14 protein-coding genes are annotated in these 19,235 nt (G+C 72.1%); 3 read left to right on the top strand and 11 right to left on the bottom strand.

Annotation, left to right across the window (positions count from 1 at the left end):
- Positions 1 to 81: 81 nt before the first annotated feature.
- The 5 genes from AMK18_RS00270 to AMK18_RS00250 all read right to left on the bottom strand — a co-directional run bounded on the left by AMK18_RS00270 (position 82) and on the right by AMK18_RS00250 (position 7,926).
- Positions 82 to 2,052: an ATP-dependent DNA helicase gene (locus tag AMK18_RS00270; protein WP_018105327.1), complete on the bottom strand. Its 1,971-nt coding sequence runs from the start codon at positions 2,050 to 2,052 to the stop codon at positions 82 to 84.
- A 50-nt stretch (positions 2,053 to 2,102) separates the two neighbouring features.
- Entirely contained in the window at positions 2,103 to 3,938 is a 1,836-nt protein-coding gene (locus AMK18_RS00265; protein ID WP_073861187.1) for an IucA/IucC family protein, read from the bottom strand.
- 60 nt (positions 3,939 to 3,998) lie between these two features.
- Positions 3,999 to 4,589 carry a GNAT family N-acetyltransferase gene (locus AMK18_RS00260; RefSeq protein ID WP_073861186.1) on the bottom strand — a complete coding sequence of 197 codons (591 nt, stop codon included), beginning with the start codon at positions 4,587 to 4,589 and terminating at the stop codon, positions 3,999 to 4,001.
- Between the two features lie 63 nt (positions 4,590 to 4,652).
- On the bottom strand, positions 4,653 to 6,518 hold the full coding sequence (locus tag AMK18_RS00255) for an IucA/IucC family protein (protein ID WP_073861185.1): 1,866 nt from the start codon (positions 6,516 to 6,518) through the stop codon (positions 4,653 to 4,655).
- Between the two features lie 28 nt (positions 6,519 to 6,546).
- Positions 6,547 to 7,926 carry a diaminobutyrate--2-oxoglutarate transaminase family protein gene (locus AMK18_RS00250; protein ID WP_073861184.1) on the bottom strand — a complete coding sequence of 460 codons (1,380 nt, stop codon included), beginning with the start codon at positions 7,924 to 7,926 and terminating at the stop codon, positions 6,547 to 6,549.
- Positions 7,927 to 8,253: 327 nt separating this feature from the next.
- Between AMK18_RS00250 and AMK18_RS00245 the strand changes: the two genes are divergently transcribed.
- Both AMK18_RS00245 and AMK18_RS00240 read left to right on the top strand, forming a co-directional pair.
- Positions 8,254 to 9,486, top strand: coding sequence for a trypsin-like serine peptidase (locus tag AMK18_RS00245; protein ID WP_202535032.1), 1,233 nt, complete (start codon positions 8,254 to 8,256; stop codon positions 9,484 to 9,486).
- 127 nt (positions 9,487 to 9,613) lie between these two features.
- On the top strand, positions 9,614 to 10,795 hold the full coding sequence (locus AMK18_RS00240; protein WP_018105321.1) for a trypsin-like serine peptidase: 1,182 nt from the start codon (positions 9,614 to 9,616) through the stop codon (positions 10,793 to 10,795).
- 81 nt (positions 10,796 to 10,876) lie between these two features.
- Here AMK18_RS00240 and hflX read toward each other — a convergent pair whose 3' ends face one another.
- The 6 genes from hflX to miaA all read right to left on the bottom strand — a co-directional run bounded on the left by hflX (position 10,877) and on the right by miaA (position 18,840).
- Positions 10,877 to 12,397 carry a GTPase HflX gene (gene hflX / locus AMK18_RS00235; RefSeq protein ID WP_073861183.1) on the bottom strand — a complete coding sequence of 507 codons (1,521 nt, stop codon included), beginning with the start codon at positions 12,395 to 12,397 and terminating at the stop codon, positions 10,877 to 10,879.
- A gap of 142 nt (positions 12,398 to 12,539) precedes the next feature.
- Positions 12,540 to 13,994, bottom strand: coding sequence for a M1 family metallopeptidase (locus AMK18_RS00230; protein ID WP_073861182.1), 1,455 nt, complete (start codon positions 13,992 to 13,994; stop codon positions 12,540 to 12,542).
- A gap of 116 nt (positions 13,995 to 14,110) precedes the next feature.
- Positions 14,111 to 16,225 carry a RelA/SpoT family protein gene (locus tag AMK18_RS00225; RefSeq protein WP_073861181.1) on the bottom strand — a complete coding sequence of 705 codons (2,115 nt, stop codon included), beginning with the start codon at positions 16,223 to 16,225 and terminating at the stop codon, positions 14,111 to 14,113.
- A 140-nt stretch (positions 16,226 to 16,365) separates the two neighbouring features.
- Positions 16,366 to 17,238 carry a diaminopimelate epimerase gene (dapF, locus tag AMK18_RS00220; RefSeq protein WP_073861180.1) on the bottom strand — a complete coding sequence of 291 codons (873 nt, stop codon included), beginning with the start codon at positions 17,236 to 17,238 and terminating at the stop codon, positions 16,366 to 16,368.
- Positions 17,239 to 17,345: 107 nt separating this feature from the next.
- Positions 17,346 to 17,798, bottom strand: a complete 453-nt coding sequence (locus AMK18_RS00215) for a hypothetical protein (protein WP_018105316.1) — start codon at positions 17,796 to 17,798, stop codon at positions 17,346 to 17,348.
- Positions 17,799 to 17,901: 103 nt separating this feature from the next.
- Complete coding sequence (gene miaA, locus AMK18_RS00210; protein ID WP_026171815.1) at positions 17,902 to 18,840, bottom strand: tRNA (adenosine(37)-N6)-dimethylallyltransferase MiaA; 939 nt, start codon at positions 18,838 to 18,840, stop codon at positions 17,902 to 17,904.
- Positions 18,841 to 18,985: 145 nt separating this feature from the next.
- On the opposite strand from miaA, the gene AMK18_RS00205 reads away from it, so the two are divergent.
- The gene (locus AMK18_RS00205) at positions 18,986 to 19,231 is read left to right on the top strand and encodes an antitoxin (RefSeq protein ID WP_018105314.1); all 246 of its coding nucleotides are present in this window, start codon (positions 18,986 to 18,988) and stop codon (positions 19,229 to 19,231) included.
- Positions 19,232 to 19,235 lie beyond the last annotated feature (4 nt).

The raw sequence follows: 19,235 nt of genomic DNA, 5'->3' as shown, positions 1-19,235 counted from the left end.
CTCACGCTCTCTGGGAGAAGGTGCCCCTGGACCGGCTTCGCGCCGGTCCAGGGGCACCTTCTCGTGTACGCCCCCGAGGGGCTACCGCCCGTCCGCCTTGGCCGCCGCGTCGATCGCGGCGAGCGAGCGGCGGGCCTGGTTACGGTCGGTGGTGTACCAGAAATCGGGCAGCGAGGCCCGCAGATAGCTGCCGTAGCGCGCGTTGGCCAGACGCGGATCGAGCACCGCGACGACCCCCTTGTCCCCCGTGGCCCGGACGAGACGGCCGGCGCCCTGAGCCATCAGCAGCGCGGCATGCGTGGCCGCCACCGCCATGAAGCCGTTGCCCCCGGCCTCCTCCACCGCCTTCTGGCGCGCGCTCATCAGCGGGTCGTCGGGCCGGGGGAACGGGATCCGGTCCATGATCACGAGCTGACAGCTCGCCCCCGGCACGTCCACGCCCTGCCACAGCGACAGCGTGCCGAAGAGGCAGGTCTCCGGGTCGGCGGCGAAATTCTTGATCAGCTCGCCCAGCGTCTCCTCGCCCTGGAGCAGGATCGGCTTGTCCAGCCGTTCACGCAGTTCCTCGGCGGCCGCCTTGGCCGCCCGCATGGAGGAGAACAGCCCCAGCGTGCGCCCGCCGGCCGCCTCGATGAGCTCGGACAGCTCGTCCAGCATGTCCGTGCGGGAGCCCTCGCGGCCGGGGGTCGCCAGATGCCGCGCGACGTACAGGATCCCCTGCTTCGGGTAGTCGAAGGGCGAGCCGACGTCCAGCCCCTTCCACTGGGGGACGTCCTCACCGGCCGTGCCCTCCGGGGCGAGCCCCAGGGAGGCGCCCACCCCGTTGAAGTCGCCGCCCAGCTTGAGGGTGGCGGAGGTGAGCACGACGGAGCGCTCGGCGAACAGCTTCTCGCGCAGCAGCCCGGAGACGGAGAGCGGGGCGACCCGCACCGAGGCGCCGAACCGGTCGTGGCGCTCGTACCAGACGACGTCGTACTCGGAGCCCTGCGTGATGCGCTCGGCGACGGCGTGGATGGACTCCACCGAGGCCAGCGCCTGCTTGCGGACCGCGTCCTCGTCCTGGACGGACTTGTCCCGCGTGGCGCCGATCGCGGAGATCACCGTACGCGCGGCGTCCCGCAGGGCCATCAGCGCGTACCCCAGGTCCTCCGGGACCTCCTCCAGGCGCCCGGGCAGCGCCAGCTCCATGACCCGCTCGAAGCCCTCGGAGGCGGTCAGCAGCGCGTCGGCCGCCTTCTCGTTGACCAGCTTCGAGGCGCGGCGCACCGCGCGGTTGACCTGGCCGGGGGTGAGCTCGCCGGTGGCGACACCGGTGACCCGGGAGACCAGCTCGTGGGCCTCGTCCACGATCAGCACCTCGTGCTGCGGGAGCACCGGGGCGCCCTCGATGGCGTCGATCGCCAGCAGCGCGTGGTTGGTGACGACCACATCGGCGAGCTTGGCCCGCTCCCTGGCCTGCTCGGCGAAGCACTCCGCCCCGTACGCGCACTTGCTCGCGCCCAGGCACTCCCGCGAGGAGACCGAGATCTGCGCCCAGGCGCGGTCCGAGACACCGGGCGTGAGGTCGTCCCGGTCGCCCGTCTCCGTCTCGTCGGCCCAGTCGCGCATGCGCAGCAGGTCCTGGCCGAGCTTGCTCGACGGGGCGGCCGCCTCGAACTGGTCGAACAGCCCCTCCTCCTCGTCCTGCGGCACGCCCTCGTGGAGCCGGTGCAGGCAGAGGTAGTTCGACCGGCCCTTGAGCATGGCGAACTGGGGGCGGCGGCGCAGCAGCGGATGCAGCGCGTCGACCGTACGCGGCAGATCGCGCTCCACGAGCTGGCGCTGGAGGGCCAGCGTCGCCGTGGCCACGACGACGCGCTCGCCGTGCGCCAGGGCCGGCACCAGGTAGCCGAGCGACTTGCCCGTTCCCGTGCCGGCCTGGACGAGCAGGTGGGATTGGTCGTCTACGGCCTCGGCGACGGCGGCGGCCATGGCGGCCTGGCCTGGCCTCTCCGTACCGCCGACGGCGGTCACGGCGGCGTGCAGGAGCTCGGGGAGGGATGGCTTCGTCATAGCCCGGCCAGCCTACGGGGCGCCGCTGACATCGACGGGCACTCCCGGCCTCACTCGGAGAGGTGGAGCGGGTTGGCCACGCTGCCGTGGACCGCCGCGTGCGGGCGTACGGGCCGGTCGCGGTAGCCGTCCAGATGCAGGCGGTTCCGGTTCAGACAGAGGCGGTCGATGCGCGGGGTGAGCATGTCGAACATCTCGAACCGCTCCTTCAGCTCGGGGAAGCGGGCGTGGTAGCGCAGGATCTCCGCCCGGACGAGTGACCAGAATTCGCCCTCGGGGACGCCGAGCTGTTCCTCGCAGAGCGGGGAGAGAAACCTGAAGACCCCGGTGAAGAGCCCGGAGTGGATGAACTGGGTGAGGAACGCCGGTTCCTCGGTCAGCAGGACGCGGCGCACGTCCGGCGGCATGGTGTCGTGCTCGGGCAGCGGCTGCGCGCTCACGTTGACGTCGTCCACGAAGTCCTTGATCGCGAGGCGCACGGGCACGTCCTGCTCGTCGAAGACCACGATCGCGTTCTCGCCGTGGGGCGAGAAGACAAGGCCGTAGCGGTAGAGGAAGTGCAGCAGCGGCGGCAGCAGGGCGGCGAAGAGGCGGGTCAGCCAGACGGTGGGCGCCAGTCCGGAGCGTTCGACCAGCTCTGCGGTGAAGGCGCGGCCCTCCGGGTCGGTGTGGAGCAGGGAGGCGAGGGTACGGGCCCGCTCCCCCGGTGCCAGGCGCGGCGGCAGCGGCTCGCGCCAGATCGCCCCGAGGATCTCCTTGAACTGGTACGGCGCCTCGGGGAGGTGGTCGTAAAGCGGGTGCTCGACGGTGACCGAGGCGACCTCGCCGAGGAGGATCACACCGCAGGTGTCGCGCAGGAACGGGTCGTTGTCGCGCAGCCCCAGCACCCAGCCGGTGACGGCGGGGGCGGCGATGGTGCGCTCGGTGGGCAGCCCGCGCCAGACCAGGGTGTTGAGGACCGACAGCGGCAGCTTGACCGTGTGGCGGTCGGGCCGCGCGAGGTTGGCGAAGGTGCGGATGGACTGCTGCGGCAGTCGTACGTCCGGGTCGGCGGGCAGGGGCACGATGTCTCCGGCGGCGATGGCCGGTGCGAACAGGGGCACGATCCACTCGTCCCACTGCCAGGGATGGACCGGCAGGTAGTGATAGCCGTCCGGGTCCAGGCCGCGTGCGCGCAGGCTGTCGGCGAAGGAGGCGCGGACGGCCGGGTCGAGCTCCTGCGTGTAGAGCGTGTCCGGGGTGGAGAGGGCGGGCACGCCCCGGTACTCGGCGATCCGGTGGGAGACGGCGAGCCAGGGCAGCCGGACGGGCTCGCGGGCCTCCGGCGTGTAGCGGGCGGCGTCGGTGGCGGAGAAGCCGAGCCGGCCCTTGTTGGCGACGATCCAGGGGTGGCCGGTCTGGTGGCCCTCCAGCTCCGCGTAGCCGAGACCGGCGAGTTCGGCGGCGGTGAGGGCGGTGTGGTCGAGGCGGGCGTCCGCGGCGAGCGTGGTCGTCAGCTCGCGGAGGAGGTGGCCGAGCGTGGCGCCGTCGAGGCCGAGGAGGCGGCGGGCCCGGGTCACGAACAGCAGCGGATCGCGGAAGGGCACGCTGCCCGCCTCGGGGTCGGGGCCCTGCGCACGGATCGATCCGGGATCGACGCGCCAGCTCCCGTACACGCCGCGCCGGGCGGTGAAGGAGAGGCTGCCGCCGTCGTCCAGCGGGAGGGTGTACGTGCTGCCGCCGGCGGTTCGCGGAGCCGGCTCGATGACTTCCTCGTAGGCGAATTCACCGAGCATCTTCGCGAGCATCCGGGAGGCGGCCCGGTCCCAGGCGTCCCGGTTGAGCTCCGGGGTGGTGAGCAGTGCGGGCGGCTCCGTTGCGTCGTGGTGCGCGGGGTATGTGGGCACGGGGACTCCTCGGGTGGGAACCGATGGGGTTCGAGCGGTGCGGACGGGTCGGGGATGCGTTCATGGCCGGGTGCGGTGGGTTCGGTCGCGGACCATCAGCGCGGCCCGCTTCTCCGGGAGTTCGATCTCGGCGGAGAGGCGGAATCCGGCGCTCAGGAACGCGGAGACGGACGGGGCGTTACGGACGTCGGGCTCGGCCACGACCCGGGTGCAGATGGGGACGTGGTCGAGCACGAGGCCGGCCACGGCGCGCAGCAGCACCGTGCCGGTGCCCCGGCCCCGGTGGCGGCCCTCACCGATGAGGAGGTGGACGCCCATGTCGTACGGCCGGGCCGGGTAGTGGCGGGCGAGCGGGTCGAGGTCGGCGCGGTACAGCTCCCAGTAGCTCATGGGCTCGTCCGACAGCACCCCGAGGCACGGCGTGCTGTGGCTGCCGTCGGCGAGCTGGGGGGCGAGGTGCCGGGCGGTGACGCTCTCGTCGCCGGCCAGCTCCCAGAAGGCGGCGACGACGGGGTCGTTCATCCAGCGGGTGAGGGCCGGAAGATCGCGCTCCGGGCGGACGGGGACGAGCTGGAACTCCCCGGCCGGTGTGGGGACGGGGGGCCATTCCGCCCGGAGGACGGGACCGGCGGGCGCGTCGGGGGGAGACACGGGTGGCGCTCCTCTCTCAGCTCACGGCGGTGCTCTCGGCGATCGGTTCTTCGGCCCCGGCCCTCAGCCGTGCAGGGGGTTGGTGAGGGTGACGTAGACGGACTGGGTGTCGACGGGGCCGACCAGTTCATCGAGTCCGTGCAGGCGGGTCAGCATGTTCGCCTTGCAGCGCAGGCGCGGGTTTTCCAGCAGGTGGGCGGGGAACGGCGAACCCAGTTCGCCCGCCGACTTCAGAAAGCGCCGGAAGGCGTCGATGAGCATCTGCTCGTCGGCGAGCCCCTGGGAGCCGAACGCCCCGATCAGTCCGAACACGTTGTTGATGCCGAGGTAGTACGCGAAGCGTTCGTCGGTGACGGCGTCGGAGACGAAGGTGTCGCTGACCGATCCGATGCCGGGGAGCCTGTGGTCGAGCGCGGCGCGGTGCGATTCCCGGAAGTAGTAGCCCTGATTGTCACGGTAACGGCCGCCGGTGGGCCAGCCGTCGGCGTCCAGCAGGACGAGGGTGTTCTGCTGGTGGGCTTCGAGCGCGACCCCGGCGTGGGCGTCGAGCCACAGCACCGGGTGGACGACGCGCTCCAGGTAGCGCAGGAACCACTCGGCGGCCACCGCGGTCGTCGTCCGCCCGGTGTCCGCGGCGAGGCGGTGGACCACGTCGGCGAGGCGCGAGTGCAGCCCGGTCCGGCCCGGCCAGGGGCGGGGAGCGGTGAGCCCGGCGATGCAGACGGCGTCGTCCTCCCGGCTGAAGGGGTTGTGCCGGAGCATGACGTCGAGGCCCTGCACGGGCGCGCCGTCCGGGGTGTCGACGGCGAGCCAGGCGGGGTCGCGCACGATGTCGAAGCCGGGGTGCGCCGCGTGCCACTCGCGGGCGAGTCCGGTACGGAGCAGCCGGTGGACCTCGACGCCCCGGTGGAGCTCCTTGCGGAGGTTCTCCCGGCGGGAGTTGGTGATCCGGACGCCGAGGGAGAGCTTCAGCATCAGGTCGGTCCCCGGCCGGTGCACGGTGCGCACCGAGGAGGTGGGGTGCCAGGGGGCGCCGTACGGGCCGAGGTCGTGCAGGAGTCCGGCGTCGAGCAGGGCGGCGACCTCGGGGCGGCTCCGCAGTTCGCGGGCCTGCCAGGGGTGGAGGGGAATCGGCGCGGTGTGTTCGGGGAGGGCCAGGCCCGGGGCGTGCCGGGCGACGAGGTCGGCGGCGGGCACGGGGCGGCCCTGGTCGGTCCAGGCGGAGTCGGTGGCCAGCACGGAGCGGTCGGCGGCCATCCAGTGGAGCGGGAAGGAGCCGTGCAGCTCGGGTGAGTAGAGGCGTGCCTCGGCGTCGGTGAGCCCTTCCCTGCTCTTGGGCGAGGGATGCAGGGGGTGGCCGAGGAGGAGGGACTGTTCCGCGGTGAGGAAGAGGTCCGCCTCGTCGGGCGCGGCGGGCCGACGGCGGCGCTCCTCGATGAACGAGGCGGTGCGCCGTACCGAGTCGGCGACCCGGCCGGCCATGTCGGCGCCGTCGTGGTGTGCGGCCTCCCGGCCGAGCAGGGCGGCCACGGTGACCGCGTCGGCGGTGGGCGCGGCGGCGGGTGCCTGCTCCAGGGTGGGGGGCCCGAAGCGGTGCCAGCCGGTGGCGGACCAGTGGCGGACGGGGACGAGCAGGGCGGTGCCGCTCGCGGGGAGCGGGATGCGCAGGGTCTCCCCGGCGGGCTGGGGCAGGTCGTTCTCGCGGACCCAGCAGCGCAGCAGGTTCTCGACGCCGGCCGCGTCGGCGGCGCGGAGCGGGTCGGGATGGTCGAGGGGGTCGGCGGGCCGCGAGGCGCGCCACAGGTCGTGGGGGGTCTCCTTCTGGCGCGGCACGGTCGTCGCCTCGACGGCGAGCCCGCCGGGGGCGTCCGACTCGGGGAGGTGGCTGGGGGGAGGGCCGTCGGCCTCGGGCGCGGGGGTGGGGTTCACGGCGGTCTTCCTGTGCTGGTGTCCGTGGTCAGCGGAGCGATCCGGTCGGCAGGCGGCGGTGCGGTGAGCGCTCCGCCGCTGCCAGGGCGTCGGCGAGGCGGTCGACCACCGCTGTCGCCTGTTCGTCGGTGAGCGTGAGGGGCGGCAGCAGGCGTACGACGGTGGAGTACCGGCCGCCGAGTTCGACGATGAGCCCGCGGCTCAGGCACTCCTGCTGGACGGTGGCGGCGAGGACCGGGTCCGGGGGCGGCTCGGTGCCGGTGCCCTGCGGGCGGGCCTCGGGGTCCACGATCTCGACGCCGATCATCAGGCCCCTCCCCCGGACGTCGCCGACGCACGGGTGGTCGGCGGCGAGCGACCTGAGGCTCGCCAGCATGCGGGCGCCGAGGACCCCGGCCCGTTCCGCGAGGCCGTTCTCGCGGACGTACGCGAGGGTGGCCGTGCCGGCCGCCATGGCGAGCTGGTTGCCGCGGAAGGTGCCTGCGTGGGCGCCGGGCTGCCAGGTGTCGAGCTCGGAGCGGTAGACGATCACGGCGAGCGGGAGGGAGCCACCGATGGCCTTGGACAGCACCATGACGTCGGGCACGATGCCGCTGTGCTCGACGGCCCAGAAGGCGCCGGTCCGGCCGACGCCGGTCTGGACCTCGTCGGCGATGAGGGGGATGGACCGGGTCTCGGTGATCTCGCGCATCCGTCGCATCCAGCCATCGGGCGCGGGGTTGACCCCGCCCTCACCCTGGACCGGTTCGAGGATCATTCCGGCGGGCGCGGGCGTCCCGCTCTTGGGGTCGTCCAGCAGGTTCTCGGTCCAGTGGGCGGCGGTCCGCGCGCCGGCCTCGCCGCCGATGCCGAAGGGGCAGCGGTAGTCCTGCGGGAAGGGCAGCCTGGTCACCCGTACGTCCTCGGCGCCGCCGGAAGCCGCGAGGGCGCCCGCCGTCATGCCGTGGTAGGCGCCGGTGAAGGCCAGCAGGCCGCTGCGGCCGGTGGCGGCGCGGACCAGCTTGAACGCCGCTTCGACCGCGTCCGTACCGGCGGGTCCGCAGAACTGGACCCGGGCGTTGTCGGCGAACTCCCGCGGCAGGGTGCTGAACAGCTCCGTGACGAAGGCGTCCTTGACCGGGGTGGCCAGGTCGAGGACGTGCAGCGGAGCGCCCGAGTCGAGGACCTTCTTGATCGCCTCCAGGACGACCGGGTGGTTGTGGCCGAGGGCCAGCGTCCCCGCCCCGGAGAGGCAGTCGAGATACCGCCGCCCGTCCGCGCCCTCGATGGTCAGCCCCCGCGCCCGCACCGGCACGATCGGCAGCGACCTGGCGTAGGTACGGGCGGCCGATTCACGCAGGGACTGGCGGCGCAGGATGCCTTCGTGGGCCGCCAGGGGTGGCGCCGGAGCTGGTTCGGTCACGGCCACGGCTCTTGATCCTCCCGCTGTAACAGTTGCGTTGCACGTCAGTACGATTCCGCAAGGACGGCCTGCGAGGGTGAACGCTGTCTCCGTGCCCCCCACGCGTACCAACGACCGAGGGGGCGAAGGATCACGGGTAAATCCGAAGATCCTTGCGGAGCGCAACCCTGCCGCGCACCGCCGACAGCGGCACCGGCATAGTGGGGGCCGCGCCGGGCTCGGGCACGTCCCGAAGACCGCGCTGCTCCCTGCCCGTTCGGCGGACCATGCGGCGCGCCGGACACAAGTGCAGTACGGAAGCGTTGAGTTACGAAGTCCCAGGGGGATCAGCAGATGCGTCTCGTTCGACCAGGAAGCTCCGCACGTGGCGGCAGGAGTGCGCGTCGCGCCTCCTCCCCCGTGCTCGTCACGGCCGCGGTCACCGCGGTCCTCGCGCTCACGGCCACCGCCTGCGGGCCGACCGAGGACGACGCGAAGTCCGAGCCGAGCAGCAGCGCCTCGGCCGGTGCGACGTCGGACGGCAAGATCGCCATACCGGACGATCTGAAGGACCGGCTCAAGGAACACGGGATCGACATCGACAAGTGGAAGGGCGGGGAGTGGAAGAACTGGGACAAGGACAAGTGGCTGCGTGAGGCCCAGGACTACATCAACCCGATCATCGCGGGCCTCTGGGACCCGGACCGCATGCAGGACGCCGACAAGCCGCCGGAGAAGCCGGTCGACAACGACATCTCGGGCGACGAGGGCGTGACGGACCCGACTCCCGTGCCGGTCCGCGCCGTTGGCGTGCAGACGCAGTACCACGACAACGCGCCGGAGTCGGGCAAGCTGTTCTTCGACGGCCCCGAGGGCTCGATGGTCTGCTCGGCGACCGTGGTGAAGGACCCGGCGCACCCCGGCAAGTCCAACATGGTGTGGACCGCCGGCCACTGTGTGCACGCGGGCAAGAAGGGCGGCTGGTACCGCAACATCGCCTTCGTGCCCTCGTACAACAACAGCGGTCTGTCGACGGCCGAGCTGCGGAACAACCCGCCGAAGGAGAAGGTCGCCCCCTACGGCATCTGGTGGGGCACCTGGGCGCAGACCTCCCAGCAGTGGATCGACCAGGGTGCCTCGGTCGGCGGCCTCGGCGCCCCGTACGACTTCGCCGTGCTGCACGTCACGCCCGAGGAGGGTTCGAGCGGCAAGTCCCTGGAGGAGACGGTCGGTTCTGCCCTTCCGGTCGAGTTCAACGCCCCGGCGGTGCCCAAGATCACCGACATGACGGCCACCGGTTTCCCGGCCGCGGCGCCGTACGACGGCCAGAAGATGTTCCAGTGCAAGGACAAGCCGGGCCGTCTGTCGCTCGCGCAGGACGACCCGACGATGTACCGCATCGGCTGCTCGATGACCGGCGGTTCGTCCGGCGGCGGCTGGGTCGCCAAGGGCCAGGACGGCAAGCCCGCACTGGTCTCGAACACCTCCATCGGCCCGGTGACGGCGGGCTGGCTCGCCGGTCCGCGCCTCGGCCCGGAGGCCAAGGGCGTCTACGACGCGGTCAGCGACAAGTACGCGGACAAGTAACAGGCAGGACCGCGCCCGCACGGGTGTGTACGACGGAAGCCCAGGGGCCTCCGGAGCGGCGGAGTCCGCACCGGAGGCCCCTGGCACGCAGACAGCAAGTGTGCAGATTTCAGGGGGAATTCTTTTCATGCGATCCATACGTCCGCTGCTCGCCGCGACCGGTCTGGTCGCCGCGCTCGCGCTGACAGCCACGGCCTGCGGCCCCACCGAGGACGAGGGCGCCGACAAGCCGGCCGCCACCGCCTCGGCCTCGGCCTCAGGTGGCACCGATGAGGGTAGCGGCCTTCCCGCCGGGCTGGCCGACAAACTCAAGAAGCACGGGATCGACCCGGACAAGTGGCGCGACGGCGAGTGGAAGAACTGGGACAAGGACAAGTGGCTGCGTGAGGCCAAGGACTTCGTCAACCCGGTCATCGAGGGGCTGTGGAAGCCCGACCGGATGAAGTCCGCGAAGGACCCGGCCAAGACCATGGCCGCCGGTGACCTCTCCGGTGACCAGGGCGTCTCCGACCCGGAGCCCCGGCCGGTCACCGCCGAGCGCGAGAAGACGCCGTACCACAACTACGCGGCCCCGGTCGGGAAGGTCTTCTTCGACTCCCCCAAGGGCCACATGGTCTGCTCGGGCACGGTCGTCAAGGACCCGAAGCACCCGGGGAAGTCCAACCTGGTGTGGACCGCCGGGCACTGTGTGCACGCCGGATCCGCCGGTGGCTGGTACCGCAACATCGTCTTCGTGCCCGCGTACAACGACCAGGGCAAGAGCCCCGCGGCGCTGCAGAACGCGCAGCCGCAGGAGATCGCCCCGTACGGCGCGTACTGGGCCGACTGGGCCAGCACCTCCGGCGAGTGGATCAAGGACGGCGGGCCGACCGGCGGCGAGGGCGCGCCGTACGACTACGCGGTGCTGCACGTGAAGCCGGAGCAGGGCACCAAGTCCCTCGAGGAGACGGTGGGCAACGCCCTCGCGGTGAACTTCGACGCCCCCGAGATTTCGCAGATCAGCGCGATGGGCGCCTGGGGCTACCCGGCGGCCCCGCCGTACGACGGTCTGATCATGCACAAGTGCGTCGACCGTCCGGGCCGGCTCTCGATCAGCCCCGCCACGCCCACGATGTACCGCATCGGCTGCTCGATGACCGGTGGTTCGTCCGGTGGCGGATGGTTCAGCGAGGGCAGCGACGGGAAGCTGGCGCTGGTCTCGAACACGTCCATCGGCCCGGTCACCTCGGGCTGGCTGGCGGGACCGCACCTCGGTGAGGGCGCCGAGCAGATCTTCACGATGATGAGCGAGAAGTACGGAGCCCAGTAGCGACGCCGTCCGCACGAAGGCCGGAAGGCCCGTCCCCTCGCGAGGGGACGGGCCTTCCGGTCGTTCCGGGTGCGGTACGGCTCAGTGCACGGCGGGGATGAACGAGGCGAGCTCGGCGGCCAGCTCCTCGTTGACCCGCGCCTTGATCAGCGTGCCCTCCGAGGTGTGCTCCTCGGAGACCACTTCGCCCTCGGCGTGCACCCGGGAGACGAGTCCGCCCTGGGTGTACGGCACGAGTGCCTCGACCGCGACCGACGGACGGGGCAGCTCGCTGTCGATCAGCGCGAGCAGCTCGTCGATGCCGGCTCCGGTGCGGGCGGAGACCGCGATGGCGTGCTTCTCGTTGCGCAGGAGGCGCTGGAGGACCAGCGGGTCCGCCGCGTCCGCCTTGTTGATCACGACGATCTCGGGCACGTCCGTCGCGCCGACCTCGCGGATCACCTCGCGCACCGCGGCGAGCTGCTCCTCCGGCACCGGGTGCGCGCCGTCCACCACGTGCAGGATGAGATCGGAGTCGCCGACCTCCTCCATGGTGGAGCGGAACGCCTCGACCAGGTGGTGCGGCAGATGCCGTACGAACCCGACGGTGTCGGCGAGCGTGTAGACCCGGCCGCTCGGCGTCTCGGCCCGGCGCACAGTCGGGTCGAGGGTGGCGAACAGGGCGTTCTCCACCAGCACTCCCGCCCCGGTCAGGCGGTTGAGCAGCGAGGACTTGCCGGCGTTGGTGTATCCGGCGATGGCGACCGAGGGAACCTTGTTGCGCCGGCGTTCCTGGCGCTTGAGGTCGCGGCCAGTCTTCATCTCCGCGATCTCCCGGCGCATCTTCGCCATCTTCTCGCGGATACGGCGCCGGTCGGTCTCGATCTTGGTCTCACCGGGACCACGGGTCGCCATGCCGCCACCGCCGCTGGTACCGCCACCACCCATCTGACGGGACAGCGACTGACCCCAGCCGCGGAGCCTGGGCAGCATGTACTGCATCTGCGCCAGGGAGACCTGCGCCTTGCCCTCTCGGGACTTGGCGTGCTGGGCGAAGATGTCGAGGATCAGGGCGGTCCGGTCGACCACCTTGACCTTGACGACGTCTTCCAGATGGATCAGCTGGCCCGGGGAGAGCTCACCGTCGCAGACGACGGTGTCGGCTCCGGTCTCCACGACGACGTCACGCAGTTCGCGCGCCTTGCCGGAACCGATGTACGTGGCCGGGTCGGGCTTGTCACGGCGCTGGAAGACGGCGTCGAGCACCTGGGCGCCCGCCGTCTCGGCGAGGGCCGCCAACTCGGCGAGCGAATTCTCCGCGTCCTGCACGGTGCCCGAGGTCCAGACACCGACGAGCACGACGCGCTCCAGGCGGAGCTGTCGGTACTCGACCTCGGTGACGTCCTCGAGCTCGGTGGAGAGGCCCGCCACACGCCGAAGCGCGGCACGCTCGGAACGATCCAGCTGGTCGCCGTCCCGCTCTCCGTCGATCTCGAAGCTCCAGGCGACGTCCTCTTCCATCAGGGCGTCGGCCCGCAGGCCCTCGGTGAGGCTCTCGGTCGCGTTCTCCGTGGCACTCTGCGCGTTCTGCGCGTCCTGGGGAAGGGAAGAAGAGGAGGTCATTGGATCCTTACGTCGATAGAAGTGGTTGCATCAGTCACAACGCGTGACCTGTGCGGAAGATTCCCGAGGGGGAAGTGCTCCGCTCCGGCCGCCTCGGCGACCCGTCGATAGTGGCACGGCGGGCGCGGGGCGTCACCCCGGTTTACGAGGCGGCCGGCGCGGTGCTCCGCCAGTCCGGGTGCCCCGGCATGGGCGGTGTCTTCGCCCCGTACAGCCAGCCGTCGAAGAAGGCGGTCAGATCGCGTCCCGCCACCTGCGAGGCGAGCCGGACGAAGTCGGCCGTGGCGGCGTTGGAGTCGCGGTGCTTGTGGACCCAGAGCCGTTCCAGCCGGCCGAAGGCGTCGTGCCCGATCTCCTGGCGCAGCGCGTACAGGACGAGGGCGCTGCCGTCGTAGACGACGGGCCGGAACAGGCTGATCTTCTGGCCGGGCTTCGGGGCCGCGGGCCGGGCGGGCGGGCCTCCGGCGGCGCGCCAGGTGTCCGAGCGGATGTAGGCGTTCCGCATGCGTGCCTCCAGCGGGGCGTCCATGTGGTCCTCGGTGTACCGCGCCTCGTACCAGGTGGCGTGCCCCTCGTTCAGCCAGAGGTCGGACCAGGACTGCGGGGAGACGCTGTCGCCGAACCACTGGTGGGCGAGTTCGTGGACCATGACCGACTCGACGTACCAGGCGGGGAAGCGCGTGTCGGTGAACAGGCGCTTCTCGAAGAGGGACAGGGTCTGGGTCTCCAGCTCGAACCCGGTCTCGGTGTCGGCGACGAGGACTCCGTAGTTCTCGAACGGGTAGCGGCCGACCTGCTTCTCCATCCACTCCAGCTGGGCGGGGGTCCTCTTCAGCCAGGTCTCCACGCGGTCGCGGTCGGCGGTCGGTACGACGTCGCGTACGGGCAGTCCGTGCGGTCCGGTCCGCCGCACCACGGTCGAGTCGCCGATGCTGACCTGGGCCAGTTCGGTCGCCATGGGGTGCTCGGTGCGATAGGTCCAGGTGGTGCTGTCGCCGTTGCGGCTGCGGCCGGTGGGGACGCCGTTGGCGACGACGGTCAGGTCGTTCGGCGCGGTGACGCGGAAGGTGAAGTACGCCTTGTCGGCGGGGTGGTCGTTGCTCGGGAAGACCCGGTGTCCGGCATCCGCCTGGTTGGCCATCGCGAGCCCGTCGGCCGTGCGCACCCAGCCGCCGCTGTCCTGTTCGCCGGTGGGGTCGCTGGTGTGGCGGACGGTGATGCGCAGGGGCACTCCGGCCGGGATGCGGCCCGCCGGCCGTACGACGAGGTCCTCGCCCGCGGTCTCGAATCCGGCGCGCAGCGCGTTGACGGCGACGGAGCGCACGGTGCCCCGGGTGAAGTCGAGGTTGATCCGGTCCAGCGGCTCGGTCGTTCGCGCGTCGATGGTGGTGACGGCGTCCAGCGGCTCGTCGTTGCGGCCCTTGTAGGTGAGGCCGATGTCGTACGCGAGGACGTCGTAGCCGGGGTTGCCGAGGTGCGGGAAGAGCGGGTCACCGATGCCGAGGGGCACCGGGTCCGCGGGCAGGGTGGCGGCGACGAGGGCGGCCGACGCGGCGGCCAGCAGGGCGGCCCGCGAGCGGCGGGAGAGGAACGGCATGCACTACGGCTATCAGCGCCGCCCCGCCGGACGGGCGCGGCGCGCGCCGCGCCACCCGAATGAGAACGCGGTTGACGGTCCGGTGCCCAGGAGAACGCGGCTGACCGCCCGGTCCCTCAGAGCGCCCCGGCCGGATGCTGCGCGCGGCTCACGTCGTACACGCCGGGCACCTCGCGCATGGCGCGCATCAGCGCGGGCAGACCGGCCGCGTCCGGGAGCCGCAGCGTGTAGGTGTGCCGGACGCGCTGCTCGGTCGGCGGTTCGACGGTCGCGGAGATCACCGCGGCGTCGGCCCCTGCGATCGCCTCGGTGAGGTCGGCGAGCAGCCGGGGGCGGCCGAACGATTCAGCGACCAGGGTCACCCGGCATGCCTGCTCGTCGCCCCAGCTCACCGCGACCGGTGTCCGCCCGACCGCCTCCATGCGGGCCACAGCGGGGCACTCCAGCCGGTGCACGGTGACGGCGGCGCCGCCGCGTACGGGGATGCCGGTGACCTCGTCGGGGGGCACGGGCGTACAGCAGCCGGCGAGCCGTACCGCGGCGTCCGGCCGCTCGGTCACGGCGGTCGCGGTGCGGGCGCGGGCGGTCCGGGGCGCCGGGGGCGGGACGGGCTGCGGGCCGGGGTCGGCCGGCACACCGGGCCGGCCGGTCTCCGCCGTCTGCGGGTGGGCGTCGAGCCAGCCGGTGATGGCGATGCGGGCGGCGGGGGTGCGCGTGTGGTCGAGCCAGTCCGGCGAGGGGCCGGAGGCGGCGTCCTCCCCCAGCAGCGGCTGCACGGTGTCGCCGTCCTTGAGCACCGTACTCAGGGTGGCCAGCCGGCCGTTCACCCGGGCCCCGATACAGGCGTGGGCGGCGTCGCCGTGCTGGGCGTAGGCCGCGTCGACACAGCTGGCGCCGGCGGGCAGGCCGAGTGTGCCGCCGTCCGTGCGGAAGACGGTGATCTCGCGGTCCTGGGCGAGGTCGGCGCGCAGGGTGGTCCAGAAGGTGTCGGGGTCGGGCGCGGACTGCTGCCACTGGAGGAGGCGGGAGAGCCAGCCGGGGCGGGTGGGGTCGGCGCGTTCGCCGTCGGCCGGTTCGGCGGTCTGGGGGGCGCCCTCGGAGGCGTACGGATTGCCGAGGGCGACGACGCCGGCCTCGGCGACCTTGTGCATGCGGTGCGTGCGGATGAGGATCTCGGCGACCTCGCCGTCCGGACCGACGACCGCGGTGTGCAGCGACTGGTACAGGTTGAACTTGGGGGCGGCGATGAAGTCCTTGAATTCGGAGATCACCGGGGTGAAGCAGGTGTGCAGCTCGCCGAGGACGGCGTAGCAGTCGGCGTCCTCACCGACGAGCACGAGGACCCGTCCGAAGTCGCTGCCGCGCAGTTCGCCGCGTTTGATGCGGACGCGGTGGACGGAGACGAAGTGGCGGGGCCTGACCAGGACCTCCGCGGAGATGCCGGCCTCGCGGAGCACCGAGGCCACGTTCCCCGCGGTGGCGCCGAGCGGGTCGGGGCCGTCGGCCGCCTCGGTGATCAGCGCGTCGGTGCGGGCGTACTCCTCGGGGTGGAGGATGGCGAAGACCAGGTCCTCCAGCTCGGTCTTGAGCGCCTGGACGCCGAGCCGTTCGGCGAGCGGGATCAGCACGTCGCGGGTGACCTTGGCGATCCTGGCCTGCTTCTCGGGGCGCATCACGCCGAGGGTGCGCATGTTGTGCAGCCGGTCGGCGAGCTTGATCGACATGACGCGGACGTCGTCCCCGGTGGCCACGAGCATCTTGCGGAAGGTCTCGGGTTCGGCGGCTGCCCCGTAGTCGACCTTTTCGAGTTTGGTGACGCCGTCCACGAGGTAGCAGACCTCCTCGCCGAACTCCTCCCGCACCTGGTCGAGGGTCACCTCGGTGTCCTCGACGGTGTCGTGGAGCAGGGACGCGGTCAGCGTGGTCGTCTCGGCGCCCAGCTCGGCGAGGATCAGGGTGACGGCGAGCGGATGGGTGATGAAGGGCTCACCGCTCTTGCGCATCTGCCCCCGGTGCGAGGTCTCGGCGAGCAGATAGGCCCGCTGCAGGACCGAGAGGTCGGCGTCGGGATGATGGACCCGGTGCACCTCGGCGACATGCGCGATGGCGTCGGGGAGCCGGTCGCGGGAGACCGGACCGAAGAGCGCGGCTCTGCCGAGCCTGCGGAGGTCGATCCGGGGACGGCCCCGCCTGCGGATGGGAGCACCTGGGCTGGTGGCCTCTGCACTCATGGGGGCACCTCCGGCGACGTCGACCGGCGGTGGGGAGGCGCGGCGCGCCTCCGGGCCGGTGCTTGATGCTACCGAGCCCACCACGTGGCGGAGTCCCGCTCTCGCCCAGCGTGAAACGGATCACCCATTCGAGCGAAGCGTCAGTCGTTCGGCGTTTCGAGCCAGGCCGGATCGATCATGCCCTCGGCGACGATGACGGCCGGTCCGGTCATGTCGATCCCGCCGTCCGGGTGCTCCGTGATGGCGAGGCTGCCGCCGGGGAGGTCGACGGTGTACGTGACGGGCTCGCCGGTCCGCGCGGGGTCGGCCTGGTCCCGGCGGGCGGCCGCGACGGCCACCGCGCAGGCGCCGGTGCCGCAGGATCGGGTCTCGCCGGAGCCGCGCTCGTGCACCCGCATGGCGACGTGGCGGGGGCCCCGGTCCACGACGAACTCGATGTTGACGCCCTCGGGGTAGACGGCGGCCGGGGCGAAGGCCGGCTCGGTGAGCAGATCACCGGCGTGGGCCAGGTCGTCCACGAAGGCGACGGCGTGCGGATTGCCCATGTTGACGTTGCGGGCGTCCCAGGCCCGGCCGCCCACGGTGACGGTGACGCCGTCGGCGGGGAGCAGGGCGCGCCCCATGGAGACGGTGACGTCGCCGTTCTTGGCGAGGTGGACCTTCTTGACGCCGCCCCGGGTGGCGACGGCGAGGTCGCCCGGCTCGACGAGGCCGGCGCGCTGGAGGTAGCGGGCGAAGACCCGTACGCCGTTGCCGCACATCTCGGCGACCGAGCCGTCGGAGTTGCGGTAGTCCATGAACCACTCGGCGTCCTCGGCCATCGCCTTGGCCTCGGGGTGCGCGACGGAGCGCACGACGTGCAGCAGGCCGTCGCCGCCGATGCCCGCGCGGCGGTCGCAGAGCCGGGCGACGACGGAGGCGGGCAGGTCGAGGGCGTTGTCCGGGTCGGGAACGATCACGAAGTCGTTCTCGGTGCCGTGGCCCTTGAGGAAGGCGATCTGCGAGGTGGTCACGGGACAACTGTACGAGGCGGCACGGACAGCCGGAAAACGGTCCGCTGCGCGGACAGGGGCATGGGGCGCTCTCCGGGCCGGTGTCTCCGGCCCCGCGTCCCGGCAGGTCAGCGCAGCCGGGCCACGCGCCAGACGGCGAGCGCGACGAGCACCGCGCAGACCCCGGCGTAGAGCGCGATCACGCGCCAGTCCGGGCGCTGCGCGGAGCCTCGCGAGGGCAGTCCGGGCCAGGCGTAGCCGACGCGACGGGCGGCCATCATGGACCACCCGGCGGCGCAGCAGCTGATCAGGAGGCCCAGCATGGCGACGACCGCGCCGCCGTCACCGAACTCGAAGGCCAGCGGGAAGGCGAACATCAGTGAGCCCACCGCGGCGAGCATGACGATGGGCGCGAGCTGCCAGATGCGCAGCCGTCGGGTGGGCCGCAGCTCGACCTCGACCTCGGGGGTCACGTCGAGCTCGTCGGGCCCGTCCGGGCTGAGGCTGTCCGCCTCGTGCCCGGCGCCCGGTGCGCCGTGTTCCGGTGCGTCTTGTTCCGTGTCGCGAGGGCCGGCCTCCATCGCCACGCGCCCTCCCAACTCGGACTCAGTCGATCGATGCTCGATGATGGCACGGCCGCGGTCGCCGAAATGACGGGCGGAGCGTCCCGATGCCATCACGTGATCAGGCTGTAACCGCTCGTTCGACCAACGCCAGCGCCTGGCTGGGGAGTTCCCCGCGGTGCTGCACGGCACCACTGAGCCATTGGACGCGCGGGTCGCGGCGGAACCAGGAGTCCTGACGGCGCGCGAAGCGTTTGGTGGCGCGCACGGTTTCGGCGCGCGCCTGGTCCTCGGTGCACTCGCCGGCGAGCGCGGACAGCACCTGCTGGTAGCCGAGGGCCCGCGAGGCGGTACGCCCCTCGCGCAGCCCTTGCGCCTCCAGGGCGCGCACCTCGTCCACGAGGCCCGCGTCCCACATCCGGTCGACGCGCAGGGCGATGCGCTCGTCGAGTTCGGGGCGCTCCACGTCGACGCCGATCTGGACGGCGTCGTATACCGCGTCGTCGCCGGGGAGGTTCGCGGTGAACGGCTTGCCGGTGATCTCGATGACCTCCAGGGCGCGGACGATGCGGCGGCCGTTGCTCGGGAGGATCGCGCGGCCGGCCTCGGGGTCGGCGGCGGCGAGCCGGGCGTGCAGTGCTCCGGAGCCGTGTGCGTCCAGCTCCGCCTCCAGCGCGGCCCGGACGCCGGGGTCCGTGCCGGGGAACTCCAGGGCGTCGATCGCGCCCTTCACGTACAGGCCGGAGCCGCCGACCAGGATCGGGGTGCGGTCCTCGGCGAGGAGCCGGTCGATCTCGGCGCGGGCGAGGCGCTGGTACTCGGCGACGCTGGCGGTCTCGGTGACGTCCCAGATGTCCAGCAGCCGGTGCGGTACGGCGGCGCGCTCGGCGAGCGTCAGCTTGGCGGTGCCGATGTCCATCCCCCGGTAGAGCTGCATGGAGTCGGCGTTGATGACTTCGCCGCCGAGCTGCTGGGCGAGGTACACCCCCAGGTCGGACTTACCTGCTGCGGTGGGACCGACGACGGTGATGACCCGAGGTGCGGGAGCTGAGCTTGTCACCGGCTCAGTCTCCCTCAAACCTGCGCCGCGTATCCCGAATGAGGGAAGCCCGGGCGGGGAAGGTGACGCGACAGTGCGGTCTTCCCCGTACAGTGGTTGTACATATGGGTTATTTCTCACAGTTTCCGAGCGGAGAAGGTGCCCGATGGGCTTCATGGACAATGTGAAGGCGAAGCTGGCCCCGGCCAAGGAGAAGGTCAGCGACCTCGCGCAGCAGCACGGGGACAAGATCGACCAAGGGCTCGAGAAGGCGGCCCGGACGGTGGACGAGAAGACCAAGGGCAAGTACAGCGACAAGATCGTGACGGGTCGGCAGAAGGCCAAGGACGCGGTGGACAAGCTGGCGAACAAGGACGGCGGCACGCCTCCGACGCCCCCGCCGGCAGCCTGACGGC

This window comes from Streptomyces sp. CB01249 (genome assembly GCF_001905735.1).
Classification (GTDB): domain Bacteria; phylum Actinomycetota; class Actinomycetes; order Streptomycetales; family Streptomycetaceae; genus Streptomyces.
Note: the sequence above shows the minus strand (reverse complement) of the source record. Positions and strands in the feature narration are given on the sequence as shown.

Bases quoted from the DNA above. Each gene is read 5' to 3' on its own strand.
- AMK18_RS00270 (WP_018105327.1), bottom strand. From the start codon at position 2,052: ATGACGAAGCCATCCCTCCCCGAGCTCCTGCACGCCGCCGTGACCGCC.
- AMK18_RS00245 (WP_202535032.1), top strand. From the start codon at position 8,254: ATGCGTCTCGTTCGACCAGGAAGCTCCGCACGTGGCGGCAGGAGTGCG.
- AMK18_RS00240 (WP_018105321.1), top strand. From the start codon at position 9,614: ATGCGATCCATACGTCCGCTGCTCGCCGCGACCGGTCTGGTCGCCGCG.
- hflX (WP_073861183.1), bottom strand. From the start codon at position 12,397: ATGACCTCCTCTTCTTCCCTTCCCCAGGACGCGCAGAACGCGCAGAGT.
- AMK18_RS00230 (WP_073861182.1), bottom strand. From the start codon at position 13,994: ATGCCGTTCCTCTCCCGCCGCTCGCGGGCCGCCCTGCTGGCCGCCGCG.
- AMK18_RS00225 (WP_073861181.1), bottom strand. From the start codon at position 16,225: ATGAGTGCAGAGGCCACCAGCCCAGGTGCTCCCATCCGCAGGCGGGGC.
- AMK18_RS00215 (WP_018105316.1), bottom strand. From the start codon at position 17,798: ATGGAGGCCGGCCCTCGCGACACGGAACAAGACGCACCGGAACACGGC.
- AMK18_RS00205 (WP_018105314.1), top strand. From the start codon at position 18,986: ATGGGCTTCATGGACAATGTGAAGGCGAAGCTGGCCCCGGCCAAGGAG.